Source organism: Erythrobacter dokdonensis DSW-74 (assembly GCF_001677335.1).
In the GTDB taxonomy this organism is placed as follows: domain Bacteria; phylum Pseudomonadota; class Alphaproteobacteria; order Sphingomonadales; family Sphingomonadaceae; genus Erythrobacter; species Erythrobacter dokdonensis.
The window spans coordinates 65,799-81,205 of record NZ_LZYB01000008.1; the positions used below are offsets into that span (position 1 = coordinate 65,799).

Below are 15,407 nucleotides of genomic sequence, written 5' to 3' on the forward strand. Positions count from 1 at the left end.
CGGCGCGCGGGATTCCCACGCGCCGCATACTTATTCAAACCGGGCGGCTTACTCGACGCCCATTTCCTTGAGCAGGCGCTGCGCGCCGTCGACCTTGTCCATGGTCCACAGCATGAAGCGGCTGTCGACATGGATGGTGCGGTTGATCTTGGGATCATACATCCAGTCCGACACCACGCCTTCGATCGTGCCGTCGAAGGCAAGGCCGACAAACTCGCCGCGGGCGTTCAGCGTCGAGGAGCCGGAGTTGCCGTTGGTGATGTCGACAGTCGAAAGGTAATCGACCGGCAGCGTGCCCAGTTCGGGCGCGACGTAGCGGCCATAGTCCTTCGCCTTGATAAGCTCGATCATCTTGTCGGGCGCATCGAATTCGCCCCGGCCGGTGTGCTTGGCGACGATGCCTTCCGCCGTGGTGAAGGGGGTCCAGACCTGCCCGTCCACCGCCTTGCCGGTCACCTTGCCATAGGTGAAGCGCAGCGAGCCGTTGGCGTCGGGATACATCGTCTTGCCCTGCGAAGCGGCATAGGCGAGGCGTGCTTCCATGATCTTGGAGCGTGCCTTCTGCAGATCGCCCGAGCGTGCCTTTTCCTCGGCCTCATTGGCAAGCCCCTCGTCATACATGGCGACGGCGAGCTGGATGAAGGGATCGTCCGAGGCCTTGAAGTCTGCCGGGCTCTTGTCCAGCCATGCAAGCCGCGTCGCGGTGTCGCCGAGTTCGGTTGCCGCATAGAGCGCGGCGATCTCGCGGCCTTCCATGTAGGCATCGAAGCTCTTGTTGCGATCATCGGCACCGAGCTGACGGTATTCCTCCAGCGCGTCGGCCCAGATCGCCTGCTCGATTTCGGGCACATAGCGGCGCTCGATGCGCTGGAGCGACTGGACGAGGAAGGCCTTGTCGCGGGCCTGATAGCCCGGCTCGCGTGTCCCGTCGGGCTTGGCCTGTTCGTTGGCCCAGCGATAGAGGCGGCTTGCCGCGCCGAGCAGCTGGCTGCGTCCGATCATCGCGCGCCGCGCATCGGCCAGCGCCTCGGCGTTGTTCTCGGCAATCATCCGGTCAAGTTCGGCCAGCGCCGCGCCATACTTCGCCTCGCGGGCCGGATCGGCCTTGATCCACGCACGGAATGCCGCTTCCTCGGCCTGCTTCTTTTCGACCAGCGATATGGCATCGGCCCCCGCCAGCTGCCCGGCGATCTTCTTCTCGTAATTCTCGACTCCCTGCAGGGTCGCGGCATAGGCGATCTTGGCCGCCTGGTTGCCCTCCGTCAGGGCATCGATCAGATCGCCATATTCGGTCAGCATCCGCTGCTGGTAGGGGTAGAGTTCCTCGTAATAGAAGCGCGCTTCCTCGGCGGTGCGCAGGCGTTCGGTGGTGCCGGGGAAACCGGCGACCATGATGAAGTCGCCCTCCTTCACGCCGGTCTTGGCGATGGGGAGGAAGGCCTTGGGCTTGAACGGCACGTTGTCCTTGCTGAAGGGCGCGGAGGAACCGTCAGGCGCGACATAGGCGCGGTAGAAGGCGAAGTCGCCGGTGTGGCGCGGCCACATCCAGTTGTCCTTTTCGCCGCCGAAATTGCCCACGCCCGCAGCCGGGGCATAGGCAAGGCGCACGTCCTTGATTTCAAGCTGCTGCTGGAGCCAGTATTGCGCGCCGCCGAAATAGGCGCGCACGTCGCAGCGGCGGTTGGCTTGGCGTTCGCACGCCTCGATGAGCGCTGTGCGGTTGGCCTGAAGCCGGTCATAGCGCGCCCGGCCTTCGAGCTTGGCGGCGCCCTTCATCATCGCTGCCGTGACATCGCGCAGGTCCTCGATCACATAGACCCGGCTGCCCGGCGCGGCGGGGAGCTCGTCGGCGAGGGTCTTGGCGAGGAAGCCGTTGGTCAGGTAGTCATTCTCGGGGCTCGAGTTGTACTGGAGCGAGCCGGCCACACAGTGGTGGTTGGTCGCCACCAGACCTTCAGGCGAAAGGAACGCGGCCGAACACCCGCCGAGCGAGGCAATCGCCGTTAGCGGCGGACGGTTGAGGTCGCCGAGAGTCTTCGCGTCGAGTTCCAGCCCTGCGTTCTTCATTTCCTCGGCAATCGCGCCGGTCTGGCTGGGAAGCCACATGCCCTCTTCGGCCATGAGGGCGCCGGGAGTGAAAACCGTCAGGGCGCTGGCCCCGGCAAGCAGGAATTTCTTCATGGGAAATCTGACCTCGTGATTGCGGCAGGCCGTACCCCCTCGCACGGCAGACTGCCCGTTGTTCGCCCGCAGCGGGCATGGGGCGCCTGTTAGAACACAAAGGCGCGTCAGGAAACGGGTGATTGACCGCTATCGACGAACTGCTTTTGCGCGGGGTTGAGCACCATCAGCAGGCGCGCCGCACCGGTCCCGGCAATCGGGGGCGAGCGATGGATCGCGGGATGATCGCTTGCGAGCTTGCCCTTGAACAGGCCCACATCGAATGGGTGCATGCGGTTGATGCGCTGCGGCTCTTCGCCCGCAGCCACCCGCGCCGCATCGGCGCCGTCGAGCCAATCGGTGCCTTCGCCGACATAGGTGGTGATCAGCCGGGCGCTGACGTAGTCGGCGTGGAACTTGCGGCAGGAATCGGTGCGCACGACCTCAAGCCGCAGTTCGAACCGTTCCAGGCCAAGCGCCTTGCAGAACAGCGTCGCCAGCAGGGTTGCGTCGGTGACCAACTCTTCGTGCAAGCTGTTCCCGCCGCCAAAGCCGTGATCCACAAGACCGGACCGTAGCAAACCGGGCAGCCCGGCCAGACCGCAATCGAAGCGCAGATCGTCCGGTGTTCCGGCCACCAGCGGCGCAAGGTCGGCGAAAGCGGGGCGCTGCCAGATTGCCAGATTGCATTCGTCCTCGCCGATGCGGCCGAGGACGTCGGGCGAGGGGGCAATACGGGCGGCAGGGCGGAGCAGCGTGGACATGGTGACGATCAGGGTTCCGTCTCTAAGATATGTTGTAACATTCCTAGCGGGGAGGCAGTCCGCTTGCAAGGCGGCTTTGCGCCGATGCGAAAGTTACTTGCGAGCGATTATCAATTCCGCCATGACCCGCGGCCTGTTCCACGACTCACGCAAAGGATCACGCCCAATGACGAGCAAGCTCAAGCTCTGGACCCAACTCGGTCTCGGTACCGCGCTCGCGGGGGGAATGCTGGCTGCGTGTAGCGGCGAGGGCGGGGGCGAAGGCGGCGAGGGCGGCGAAGGGGCTGCGACCGAAGCTGTCGCACCTGGCGAAGTCGGGGAAGGCGAAGGCGGCGAGGGCGGCGAAGGGTCGGGCGGCGAAGGTGCCGGCGGTGAAGGCGAAGGCGGCGTTGCTGTCGGGCGGGCAGATAGTGATCCTGTCGCCTACGGGATCGCGCTCGCGGTCACCGAGGCTCACGTCATCGCCGCGCGCGACGCCTTTTCTGCCGGCAAGACCGATGCGGCTGCCGAGATGTTCGCCCACCCGGCGGCCGAAGTGCTGGTCGAGATGGATCCGGTTTTCGCCAAGCTCGGCGTGAAGGATTTCAAATCCCTGCTGACCGACGCCTCGATGGCGGTGGTCGATGGCAAGGGCGCAGCCGAAGTCGGAAAGCGCTACGATGCCATCATCGCTGCGCTGCGAGCAGCCGCTGAAAAGGCGCCTGCCAGCGATGCCGGAAAGGCTGCTGTCGCCAGCGGCATCATTGCCGACCAGATCGAGCGCGCGAGCGCGATGTATCGCACCATTGCCGCGGATGACCGCTACGAGCCCTATCTCGACGGTTACGGCTTCTACAAGGTCGCTGAGACTGCCTTTGCGCGCGAGGGTGCGGCGATCAAGGCTGCCAATCCCGAAGCCCATTCGCGTATCACCGACGCACTTGCGGTGTTGGCGAGGGCCTATCCTGCCGCCACGCGGCCGGCCGCCCTGGCGGTGCAGCAGGGTGAAGTCTCGGCCGTCTCGTCGCGGGTGATGCTCGCCGTCGGGGCCTGATATTTTTTGACCTGCCTGCGCGGGTCTGCGCACGACTATTTGTGCAAATGCGACAAACTGACCGATCCTGCGCGTGAAACGTCGCCGGCCGCTTGTTTTTGCCGTGCGCCCCTGTAGTTTTGCGCCCGTCCGGGCCGGGGAGGTGACGGACCAACGGAAAAGCCGGGCAAGAGCGAGGGTATCGCCATAGCCTCCGAATTGGCCGGCATTCTTTGTTTGCCGCAGATTGCGTCCAGAAAGCGCTGCTGCGGACGAACGGTCTGGGGGGAAACTTGTCGATCGCTCAGCCTATCTTGCGATCCGTGGGCAATGCCTTGTCGGACACGCGTGTCCCCGTCCCGCGTCAGCGGTCCAGCTCGATGGTGTTCAAGGGCACCCTTGCGCTCGGGCTGGCGCTGTTCGGCGCGTGCAGGCCGGATGTCGCGGTTGCCCAGCAGATCCGCATAGCGCCGCCGACCCGTAGCGACCTGGTGCCGCCCGATTTGCGCCGTGACGAGCGGCAGATGACCCTGATGGTTGACGGCGATCTCGAGCGTGCGCCTTGCGCGCTCGACCGGCCCGACTTTGCCGATATCCGCTTTACGGTCAACGGCGCCCAGTTCAACGGACTCGAGCGGGTGCCGGGCCTGTCCCTTGAGGATGCCTGGCGCTCCTATCAGGGGCGCGAACTTCCGGTTTCGGCTCTGTGCGACATTCGCGCCGAGGCCAATGCGATCCTGCGCCGCAAAGGCTATCTTGCCACGGTCGAGATCCCCGAGCAGAGCCTGTCCGATGGCATTCCCGATTTCGTGGTGGTGTTTGGCCGGCTGACTTCGGTGCGTGTGCGCGGCGATGCGGGACCATCCGAGAAGCTGGTGGCCGGCTATCTCGAAAAGCTCACCCAGCAGGACGTGTTCAACACCAACACCGCCGAGCGCTACCTGCTGCTGGCCGACGATCTGCCGGGGCTCGACGTGCGCCTGTCGCTTCGGCCCGCCGCGGGCGGCGCGCCCGGAGATCTGGTGGGCGAGATTGCCGTCCTGCGTCAGCGCGGGATACTCGATCTCAACATCCAGAACTTCGGGTCCGATGCGATCGGGCGCTTTGGCGGCGTTCTGCGCGGCGAACTCTATGACCTGACCGGCCTGGGCGACCGTACGACGGTTTCGGTGTTCTCGACGCTCGAGTTCTCCGAGCAGCAGACAGTGCAGATCGGCCATGATTTCCGTGTCGGCAGCGAAGGGCTCCGGTTTGGCGGACAGTTGACGTGGAGCACCACCGATCCCTCGCTCGGCATTCCCGGGTTCAATGTCGAATCCGAAACCGTCTTCGCCAGCGTCTTTGCAAGCTACCCGCTGATGCGCACCCGGGCGCACACCCTGTTTGCCGATGTCGGCTTCGACATTGTCGATCAGGAGGTGATGGTCAATGATATAGCCCTTACCGAGGACAAGGTGCGGATGCTCTATGCCCGGCTCGACGGGACATGGACGGATCGGGACTCGATCCAGCGTCTGGGCGGTTACACGCCATTCGAGCCGAAGTTGCGGTTGCGCTACGGAATCGAGGCAAGGCAGGGCCTGGATGTCTTCTCGGCCAGCCCCGATTGCCGCCCGAACCTGCTGTCCTGCATTGTCGGGGGCATCGCGCCTCCGAGCCGGATCGAGGCCGATCCGATCCCGCTTCTGGCGCGCGTCAACGCAGGACTTGAATACCGTCCCGATCCGCTTTTCACCTTCGCGCTTGACACTGTAGGCCAGATCAGCGGCGATCCCCTGCCGGCTTTCGAAGAAGTGGCGGGGGGCAGCTTCACCATCGGGCGCGGCTATGATCCGGGCGCGGTGCTGGGCGACAGCGGGATCATGGCCAGTTTCGAGATGCGCTATGGCTCGCTGGTTCCCAAGGGGGCCGATGCCTTTGCCCTTCAGCCCTATGTGTTCACCGATGTTGCCCGAGTCTGGAACGAGGATCCCAGCCGGCGGCCGACCAATCCCGATGGCCTGTGGTCGGCGGGCGGGGGCTTGCGGGTGGCCTGGGGTCGAGGGATGCAGACCGACATGCTTGTCGCCGTTCCGCTCGAACGGCCCGATCTGGCGACCCGTCGGGGCGATGTGCGCTTCATGATCTCGCTGACCGCCCGACTCCTGCCGTGGAGATATTGAAATGACCAGCCCCAAGACCAACCGTTCGCGTCTCCTGCTCGGCTGCGGCAGCGCGGCCATGGCTCTGGCGCTGACCCTGGCCCCCCAGAGCGCCGCAGCGCAGGCGATCAATGCAACGGGCACGGTGGTCGATGGAGCTGCGAGCATCGACGACAATTTCCCCGGCCAGACCAACGTCTCCGTGTTTTCCAGCACCGCGGTGATCGACTGGACTCCGGCTGAAGACAATAGCGGGAACGCGCTCGATTTCCTCCCGGCCGGCACGACGGCAAGCTTCATCGCCGGTGACAGCAACCCCGATTTCGCGGTTCTCAACCGCATCCTGCCCTCGACCAACGGTAATGTGGTGGTGATCGACGGCACCGTGCTTTCGCGCGTGTTCGATCAGGCAGGCAATCTCGTGCCCGGCGGGTTCGTGGCGTTCTATTCTCCGACCGGCATCCTTGTCGGCAGCACGGCGACCTTCGATGTCGGCAGCCTGCTACTGACCACGCTCGATCCGACGGCCGACAGTTTTCCCGCCTTTGCTGCTGGTACTGGTCCGCTCGAACTGGTCGGCGCTCAGGGCTCGACGGCGCGTATCCAGATCAACCAGGGTGCGCAGATCACTGCCTCGGCGGAAAACTCTTTCTTCGCGGTGGTCGCGGCCGATGTCCAGATGGCGGGCACGGCGCTCGTCAACGGCAGCCACGCCTATGTCGCGGGCGAAGTGGTCAACCTGACCTTCTCGAACGGGCTGTTCGATATCGAGATCCCGGTCGGCACCGCAGCCGGGGGGACGGTGCTCGATCTCGGCGGCACGATCGGCGGGCCGTCGAGCACCGGCGCGGGCGACAATCACATGATCTACGGGGTCGCCGCCGCCGGGGCCGATCCGATCAGCCTGCTGCTGCGCGGCAATCTCGGGTTCGAGCCCGCGCAACAGGCCGGGATCGTCAACGGCGAGATCATCATTTCGGCCAATTACAACGTGTTCGGCCGGACCGTGAACGGCGGGTCGATTTCGGACGGCATCGGCGCCGTCTTCTCCGAGAATTCCGCGACCAGCGATATCCGCGCCGATATCCTGATCGACGACATTGTTTCCACCAGCAGCCTGCTGGCCATCGGCACCCATGCGACGCGGATGCGCGCATTCGACGTCAGCAGCTCGGTGGACGGCAACCTGCTGCTGGTCGGTCGCGAGATCGCCGAGCTCGATGTCACCGCGGGGCTGGACATCACCGGCGACCTGCTGGTGTCGGCCGATGCCTACGGGTTGGTCAGCGGCGACCTTTCCGATCCGGCGGATGCCGATGCGGCTGCCGGGACGGCGCTGGTGTCCGCGCGCCTCGGCGGCGTGCTGAACATCGGCGGCGAGGCGCGGATCAGCGCCGATGCCTTTGCCGGGGCCGATCTCCAGACCCTGACCGCCGGAACCGCGCTGGGGGGCACCGCCCGCTTTGTGTCCGACGGCGGCACCATTTCGGTCAACGGCCCGACCACCATCAGCGCGCGCGCGCTCGGGGCCGATTTCAGCGGTGTGTCCACCGACGCCGATGTGCGCGCGGGGCTGGCTGAATTGCTGGTTTCCGAACAGGGCGACGTGACGCTGAACGGCCAACTGCTGGTGACCGCAGAGGCGTTCGGCCGCACGCTCGGGCCGACGATTGCCGGAAATGCCTTCGGCGGCACGGCCCGCGTGCGCAATGTCGGAAGCACGCTGTCGGTCAACGCCGATGTGCTGATCAATGCCTCGGCCGCCGGGGCCGAGGCCTTTGCCACCGGCGACGGCGCACTGGCTGATGCGGGCGTCGCGGTGCTGGAGGTCGAGGAAGGCGGACAGACCACAGTTGCGGGCCTGCTGTCGCTGTCGGCCAATGCTCTGGGCGGCAACAATCTTTCCGGCCGGGGCGGGAATGCGCTGGGCGGCGTGGCGCTGGCATCGACCCGCAGCGGCGGCGCTCTGGTTGTCGAGGGCGATTTCTTTGCCAATGCCGAAGCCTTCGGCGGCAACGGCATTTCCGGCGGCGATGCCTTTGGCGGCGTGGCGGGCGCGGTCGCCTTCACCGGGTCGATCGATCTGCGCGCCGATGCCCAGGCGGTTGCCACCGGGGAGGGCGGTACGGCCGAATTCGGGTTTGGCGGCGATGGCGGCAATGGGACGGGCGGAACCGCGCTGCTGCGGGCCGACGGTTCCTTGAACGAGACCGCAACGCTGGCGGTTGCCGGGAATGCGTTTGTCAATGCGAGCGGCACGGGCGGCGACGGTGGTCTCACCGACGGCACGAACCGCGGCGGGACCGGCGGGATCGGTCAGGGTGGGAGCGCCGCCATCGCCAATCAGGCCGATGATCGGTTCAACGGCGGGGCCTATCTGCTCGCGGGCGGCGACAACGGCACCTTGTCGATCGCCGGTTTCGTGCAGGCCGATGCCAGCGGCTTCGGCGGCTCCGGCGGCAATTTCAACATCGACATAACCGACCATGACGCAAACGACGCGGGCGACGGCGGCGACGGGATCGGCGGTTGGGTGCAGCTTGGTACGGATCTGCTCGGCGGCGATGGGTCGCTCGGGCTGGGCAGTGCGACCTTCGGCAATCTGATTGCAACGGCGGTCGGGGATGGCGGATCGGGCGGCTTCGATCAGTCCGATGTCGGCACGGGGCCGGGTAACGGCATTGCCGGCAACGGGGTCGGCGGCAGCGCCCTGCTGACGGCGGGCGCGGGCAGTGTCACCGCCGATGCGGCAGACCTGATCGCGGATGGTGCGGGCGGGGATTCCACCAATGGCGGCACCGGCACCGGCGGGCGCGCGGGCATTCTGGGCGAGGCGGGGGGAAGCATCACGCTCGGGCAGCTTTTCGCCATTGCGCAAGGCGCGGGCGGTTTCGCCGCTAGCGGCGTTGGCGGAACCGGACAGGGGGGCGAGGCCTTCATCCAGTTGCAGGGCATCGACGTGACCATCAATGGCGATGCGTTTGTCGATGCGAGCGGCTTTGGCGGCTTCAGTGAGGGCGGAGACGGCGGGGACGGCACCGGCGGCACCGCCTTTGTCGGTCTGACCGCCAATACTCCCGGCAGCGGGACGATCACCGGAAATGCCTCGATCGAGGCCAATGGCTTCGGCGGGGGTTCGGGTGAGGGCGCTACCGGCGGCACCGGACGCGGCGGGCTGGCCTATGCCCAGGCGCTCGCGGGAAGCACTGTACGCTTCGGTACGGCCCAGATCACCGCGACCGGGGTCGGCGGCCAGAACGAGGGGTTCAACCCGCCTGCAACGGGCGGAGACGGGTTCGGCGGGATAGCCGAACTGCGCAGCCTTGGTTCGGGCAGCCAATTGATTATCGAGCGTAATTTCACGTCCGACTTCTTCAGCCAGCAGACCAATCGCGGGGCGATTGTCGCAGCGCTCGGTATCGGGGAGCGGACCACGGGTGGCAGCGGCATCGGTGGTTCGGGAACCGGGGGCAGCATCGCGCTGCGCGCCAATCTGGGCGGCAGCATCGCCTTGCCGGCCGATCCGCTCAACGATCCGGGCAGCATCGGTTTCATCAGCCTGCTGGCGCGCGGCTTCGGTGGGGCGTCGACAGTCGATGGCGGCACAGGCGGCACCGGCACCGGCGGCAATGCGATCTTCGAGATCGATGGCGGATCACTGAGCATGGGCCGGACCAATTTCTCGGTCTTCGGGGTGGGCGGCAACGGGTTCAATGCGCAGGCCAACATCACGGGGGGCGACGGCTTCGGCGGCACGCGCCTGATCCGGATCGTCAATGGCGGGACGCTGACGGCTGAACTGTTTGCCGGCGGCAGCGGCGCTACCGGTGGCAATGGCACGGGCACCGGCAACGGCGGCGATGCGACCGGCGGCAGCAACCGGGTCGAGCTCAATAACGGAACCCTCAATGCCGTCGGGCGGATGTTCGTGGTCGATCAGGCCTTTGGCGGCAGCGGCAATGCCGGCGGCAATGCCGTGGCCGGGACAGTCCAGTTCGACGCGTTCAATTCCACCATCAATTTCGCGCCCGATGGCCAGGGCAATTTCGGGCTGGTCCTTGGCGGCCAGACCGTTGGCGGCAATGGCGTGGTATCGGGCGGCAACGCAACTGGCGAAGCTGTGACCCTCGAGCTTGAGGAAACCACGGTTACGGGCGGCAATTTCCAGATCACCCCGCTGACCATAGGCGGCAATGCCAGCGGGCCGGGCGGGATCGGCGGCAACGCGACCGCGATCAGTGCGACTTTCGTCGCGGCCGGATCGAATATCGGTCTGATCGGAAGCAACATCATTTCGGCCGATGCCCGGGGCGGCAATGGCGGGCCGCAAGGGACCGACGGCGTCGGTGGCAATGCCGAGAGCGGCGCGGTCACGGTGAACTTCACCAATTCGCAGGTCACGGTTGCACAGGCTGGTTCGGACCTCGGCGTGCTGCTGCTAAGCTCGCAAGCTACCGGCGGGTTTGGCGACCAGACCGGCAGCGCATTGAGCGACATTGCGCAGTTGCAACTGTCCAGCGGCAATCTGGCAGCCGATGAAATCAGGGTTGAGGCTCAGGCCTTTGCCGCGGCTGACGCATCAGGCCAGATCGGCGGGGCTGCCGATGGCGGGGTGGCCGATATTTCCATGCAAGGCGGTGCAGTGCTCGATGCTGGCCTGATCGCGCTCGCCAGCAATGCCCTGACATCGACCGGAGGCTTCTCCCAGGCCGGGCAGGCCGTGGTTCAGGCGTTGAACGGCGGAGGCCAGCTTGCCGCTGAAAATCTCACCCTGTTTGCCGATGCGGAAGGGTCCGATACGAGCAATATTGCCGGCCGGTTCGAGCTCAACGTCCTTGCAGGCAATCTCAGCCTCACAAATCTCACCGCCTCGGCTCTGGGCGATACGCTTGCCACCAGCGCAGTCGCTTCCCAGCTTGTCGCGGATGGCGGCAGTATTGCTGTGACCGGCAATCTCGATGCCATCGCGCTGGGCGATATCGAGGTTCGTACCGGACAGGGCGGTTTGATCGGCGCTCTGCCGGGGGCCTCTACCGACACCGCGATCTCTCTGACGTCGCAAGGACTGATCACGATCCTCGGCGACAATGAAGCCGCAGTCGGCCTCGGCGGGCAGACGATTTCGCTGACCTCGTTTGACCTCGATATCCTTGCCGGTTCGCGGATCGGTGCGGAAGTCATTTCGGTCACCTCGCTCGAAACTGCAGCCACGGCAATTTTGGGAGGGACCGCATCGGGTGACGGGTTCACTTTGACTGCCGACGAGCTGGCGCGGCTCGATGGTTTCGCACTGGATTTCTTCCTGCCCGAAGTTGACGCCCCGAACGATCCGAACCTGCCCGATCTGCTGATCCGTGATCTCGTGTTCAATGGTTCCCGCATCGGGTCTGTCCAGATTTTGACGGGCGCCGACGTAAGCGGGATTGTCCGTGTGGAAGGCACGGCCCGTTTCGAAAATGCCAATGTGGAAACTTCACTGAGCATTCGCGCGGCCGAGCGTATCGAGGTGGTGACGCCAGGCGGCATCCGCATAACCGACGCCAACGGCGCTCCGAGCGGCTTGCTGGCGCTTAATGCCGGAACCATCTGGGCCGCCGATTCCGATACCATCGCACAGCTCCAGGCCGATCCGACGTTTGCCGGGCGCGATGACGTGCTGGCTGTTGCCGCGCAAGGCAGCGACGATCCGCTCGGCTATCTTCGTGCCCGCCTGATTTCGCTTGGCGCAGGGGGACAGCTGCTGATCCGCAACACTGGCACCACGACCGAACAGGGCGGTGTTTTGGTGGGTGCGGGCGGCCTGTCGATATTTGCCGATCCCCAGTACAATCAGGGCACACCGCTTGATGTCTTCGCCTATGGCCGTCGCCAGCGCGACGACGGGACCTTCGTGACCGGGGAGGAATTCTTCAACGAGGTGAACTTCAACCGCGCCGTGCCGAACGCGACGACCTATCTTGATGCGGCGGCCTTCAACGATTGCATCATCAATACCGGCGTATGTCCGACTCCGCCGCCACCAACGCCTCCGCCTTCGCGCGACACGGAGCTGCCGCCGCTCAACAATCCGACGGTGATTGTTGATCCGGTCAATGCCGGCGATCCCGTCGGCCCCTCGCCGGTCGAGCAGGACGAGAAGTTCGGCATGGATTTCCCCGAACGGCCCGAAGCGCCGTTGATCTCGGAGGAGCCGTTGCTGGATGATCCGGTGGCCAGCGGTAGCGATGCCTCGGTCTATGCGCCGCCAGAGGAGGAGAAGTAGTATGGCTCTTCGCTTCTTCGCCGCCGTTGGGGGTGCTGTGGGCGCGCTCGTTTTCGGACTGCTACCAGCAGCTCCGGGAGCGGCGCAGGCGGTCGCAGTCGGGGAGCGGACCAGCCTGAGCCTGCGCGATACCTTCCCGATCGGTTCGAACGGATTGTGCGAGGCCCAGATCCTTGCGCCCGAACCGGGCGCAGCTCTCTTCGACCGGCGCTATTCGGTGATATGCCGCGATGCTGCCGCGCCGGTCGGGACACTTTGGGTGGTCCGCGGTCCGGCTCAGGAGATGTCCGCGGCCCGTTTCGCCGGAGAAGGAACGCGTTGCGAGGCCGCCGACCGCGGCGCCAGTGGCGCAACGGACTTGCCCGGCACCGAGCGGTTGGTGTGTGCCGCCAGTGGCAGCATGATCCGGACCGATCTGCTGCTCGCCCGCGAGGGACAGCGCACTTATGCCGCAAGCGGGCTTTCGGCCTATGCCACAGCGCTGGAACTGGGCCTTGCATCGCTGATGCAGGACAAGATCGTGGAAGGCACGGTGGAAATTCCGCTCACCAGCGCCACCGACGATATCGCCTTCGCCCGTCAGCAGGCCGAGGCAATCGCGGCCGATCAGGCTCTGATTGAGGCCTATCGCCGCAGCAACGCCGGTAATTTCGCTGAAGCGGCGGAGTTTTTCGAAGTGTCCTCGGCGGCACTTGCCGGACCCGGCGCGGTCGAGGCGCGGCTTAATCAGGGGCTCCAGCAATCCAATCTGGGCAATTTCGCAGAGGCGCGGCGCCTGTTCGCCAGCAGCCGCAGCGAGAGCGCCGCGAGCCCGGTGCTCGCCCGGCTGCTGCGCAATTACGAGGCAATGGATGCACTCAACCAGCGCAAGCCCGAGGCGGCGCTGAGCCTGCTTGAAGCGCCTCTGGTTTCCGATTTCGGCGAACTTGAGAATCTCCGGGCGTTGCGGATCGGCCCGGCACTGGCGGGCCAGTTGGCAAGCGAGAATGATCGCGTCACAGGGGCCTATTCGCTGAGCCTTACACCGCTCGAGCGGGCACAGTTGCTCGACGGCCAGCATGCCTATCTGAAGGCCACGTCTCTGCGTCTGCTGGGCCGGACGGCGGAGTCGACCGCCCTCCTAGAACAAGCCGAAGCGACGCTTGCGAGCGTGCGTGACGGACGCGTCGTCTCGATCGTCTGGCTGCGCGCACAGGTGCTCGGAGAACTGGCGGAAGTGGCAGAGCGTAGCGGGCGTCCCGGCGATGCGGAAAGCCTTCACCTGCGCGCGGTGGCTCTGCTCGATGCGACCTATCCGGATTCGCCTGCCTTTGACAGCGCCCGGGCACTGCTGGCCGGTTTCTATTCCCGCACCGGTCGCCGGGCGGAGGCACTGGGCCTCTATCGTGACATCATCACCGATGCCGAGGGCCGTCCGCTGCCTTCGCTGCGCGGATTGCTGGCGCCCTATTTCATCCTTGTTATGGAAGATGGTGCAAGTGGCCCTGATGCGGCAGCAGAGCTGTTCGCCGCCAGCCAGTTGCTCCAGCGTCCCGGCCTTGCCCAGACCCAGGCGGTGCTTGCCCGCGAGCTTTCGGGCGGTAGCGACGAGGCGGCACAGCTGTTCCGCACCACCACCAACCTTTCTCGCGGGATCGAACAGTTGCGGCTGGCGCTGATCGAATTGCGTTCGGCTGAACAATATGGCGTCAATCGCGCCGCTGCGATCGCGGAGCGCGAGCAGCGGCTCGCGCAATTGCAACAACAGCAGGCCGAGGTGTTGCAGAAGCTGGCAACCTATCCGCGCTACCGTGCGGTTAGCGGTGGCGGGCTGGCGCTTGCCGACCTGCAGGCGATCCTTCGCGAGGGTGAAGCCTATGTTAAGCTCGTGACCCTCGATCAGGAGGCCTATCTGCTCTATGTCACGGCAGATGATGCTCGGGCTTGGCGTGCTGATGCGACCCCGGCCGAGCTTGAAAAACTGGTCGGCCAGATCCGCGAGAGCATCGCTGTGGTCGAGGGTGGGCAGGTGCTGACCTATCCCTTCGAAATCGAGCGTGCACGGGAGCTCTATGTTCGTCTGTTCGCGCCGGTGGCCGATCGCCTGCCGCAGCTCGAGCATATCGTCTTCGAACCCGATGGCCCGCTGCTCAAGCTGCCCATCAACCTCCTGGTCACCGACGATGCCAGTGTCGCAGCTTACAAGGCGCGGCTCGCGGGTCGCGACGCCGACGAATATGACTTTCGCGGCACAGCCTGGTTGGGGCGGTCGACGCAGATCAGTACATCGGTCGGGGCCGCGGCGTTCCGTGACGTGCGCGCGGCGCGGCCCTCGGACGGCAAGCGCGCCTATCTGGGCCTTGGCGAGAATGAGCCGATCGGGGCCGGAAGCGGTGTCTCCGGACGCACGCGTTCGGCGCTTGAGGGTGCGGACAATTGTCAGTGGTCGCCCAATATCTGGGCCAATCCGATCAAGGCGGACGAGTTGCGCGAGGCAGCATCGCGCTTCGGCGCGGCGTCACGCGTGCTGACGCGGGAGGAGTTCACCGACAGCGCCATCCTCGGCCTCGACGATCTCGGCGAATATCGCATCCTGCATTTTGCTACCCATGGCCTGGTGACCGCGCCGCAGCCGCAGTGCCCGCCTCGCCCGGCGCTTCTCACCAGCTTTGACAAGAATGAGGACTCGGACGGCCTGCTGAGCTTTGCGGAGATCTTCGGCCTGAGGATCGATGCCGATCTGGTGATCCTGTCGGCCTGCGATACTGCCGGCAGCGCGACGGTGGGGGCCACCCGCGAGGCGGGCGTGACCAGCGGAGGCGAATTCGCGCTCGACGGTCTTGTGCGCGCTTTTGTCGGTGCGGGCGGACGCACGGTGCTGGCCAGTCACTGGCCGGTACCGGACGATTTCGACGCCACCGGCCGGCTTATTTCTGGCCTGTTCGCCGGTGATGGCCGTCCCACTGCCGGCGCGCTGCGCCAGTCGCAGCTGGCGCTGATGGATGATGCCGACACATCGCATCCGTTCTACTGGTCGGCTTTTGCTGTGGTGGGTGACGGCGCGATCCGCCTCGCCCGCTGACCGAGGC

6 protein-coding genes are annotated in these 15,407 nt (G+C 65.7%); 4 read left to right on the forward strand and 2 right to left on the reverse strand.

Annotated elements, in window-relative coordinates:
- Nucleotides 1-48: 48 nt before the first annotated feature.
- Together I603_RS12700 and I603_RS12705 are read right to left on the reverse strand one after the other, a co-directional pair.
- A complete protein-coding gene (locus tag I603_RS12700; RefSeq protein WP_068865602.1) occupies nucleotides 49-2,181 on the reverse strand; it encodes a S46 family peptidase in 2,133 nt (710 codons plus the stop codon).
- A gap of 107 nt (nucleotides 2,182-2,288) precedes the next feature.
- Nucleotides 2,289-2,924 carry a DUF1826 domain-containing protein gene (locus I603_RS12705; protein ID WP_068865603.1) on the reverse strand — a complete coding sequence of 212 codons (636 nt, stop codon included), beginning with the start codon at nucleotides 2,922-2,924 and terminating at the stop codon, nucleotides 2,289-2,291.
- Nucleotides 2,925-3,090: 166 nt separating this feature from the next.
- On the opposite strand from I603_RS12705, the gene I603_RS12710 reads away from it, so the two are divergent.
- The 4 genes from I603_RS12710 (at nucleotide 3,091) to I603_RS12725 (ending at nucleotide 15,400) form a co-directional block, all read left to right on the forward strand.
- Nucleotides 3,091-3,957: a hypothetical protein gene (locus I603_RS12710; protein ID WP_068865604.1), complete on the forward strand. Its 867-nt coding sequence runs from the start codon at nucleotides 3,091-3,093 to the stop codon at nucleotides 3,955-3,957.
- A 314-nt stretch (nucleotides 3,958-4,271) separates the two neighbouring features.
- Complete coding sequence (locus I603_RS12715; protein ID WP_232305388.1) at nucleotides 4,272-6,098, forward strand: ShlB/FhaC/HecB family hemolysin secretion/activation protein; 1,827 nt, start codon at nucleotides 4,272-4,274, stop codon at nucleotides 6,096-6,098.
- Between the two features lies 1 nt (nucleotide 6,099).
- A complete protein-coding gene (locus tag I603_RS12720; protein WP_068865605.1) occupies nucleotides 6,100-12,339 on the forward strand; it encodes a beta strand repeat-containing protein in 6,240 nt (2,079 codons plus the stop codon).
- A gap of 1 nt (nucleotide 12,340) precedes the next feature.
- Nucleotides 12,341-15,400 carry a CHAT domain-containing protein gene (locus I603_RS12725; RefSeq protein ID WP_232305389.1) on the forward strand — a complete coding sequence of 1,020 codons (3,060 nt, stop codon included), beginning with the start codon at nucleotides 12,341-12,343 and terminating at the stop codon, nucleotides 15,398-15,400.
- The last annotated feature ends 7 nt before the right edge of the window (nucleotides 15,401-15,407 follow it).

What these genes read in the sequence shown, in the direction of transcription:
- I603_RS12700 (WP_068865602.1), bottom strand. Translation starts at nt 2,181, where the DNA reads ATGAAGAAATTCCTGCTTGCCGGGGCCAGCGCCCTGACGGTTTTCACT.
- I603_RS12720 (WP_068865605.1), top strand. Translation starts at nt 6,100, where the DNA reads ATGACCAGCCCCAAGACCAACCGTTCGCGTCTCCTGCTCGGCTGCGGC.
- I603_RS12705 (WP_068865603.1), bottom strand. Translation starts at nt 2,924, where the DNA reads ATGTCCACGCTGCTCCGCCCTGCCGCCCGTATTGCCCCCTCGCCCGAC.
- I603_RS12710 (WP_068865604.1), top strand. Translation starts at nt 3,091, where the DNA reads ATGACGAGCAAGCTCAAGCTCTGGACCCAACTCGGTCTCGGTACCGCG.
- I603_RS12725 (WP_232305389.1), top strand. Translation starts at nt 12,341, where the DNA reads ATGGCTCTTCGCTTCTTCGCCGCCGTTGGGGGTGCTGTGGGCGCGCTC.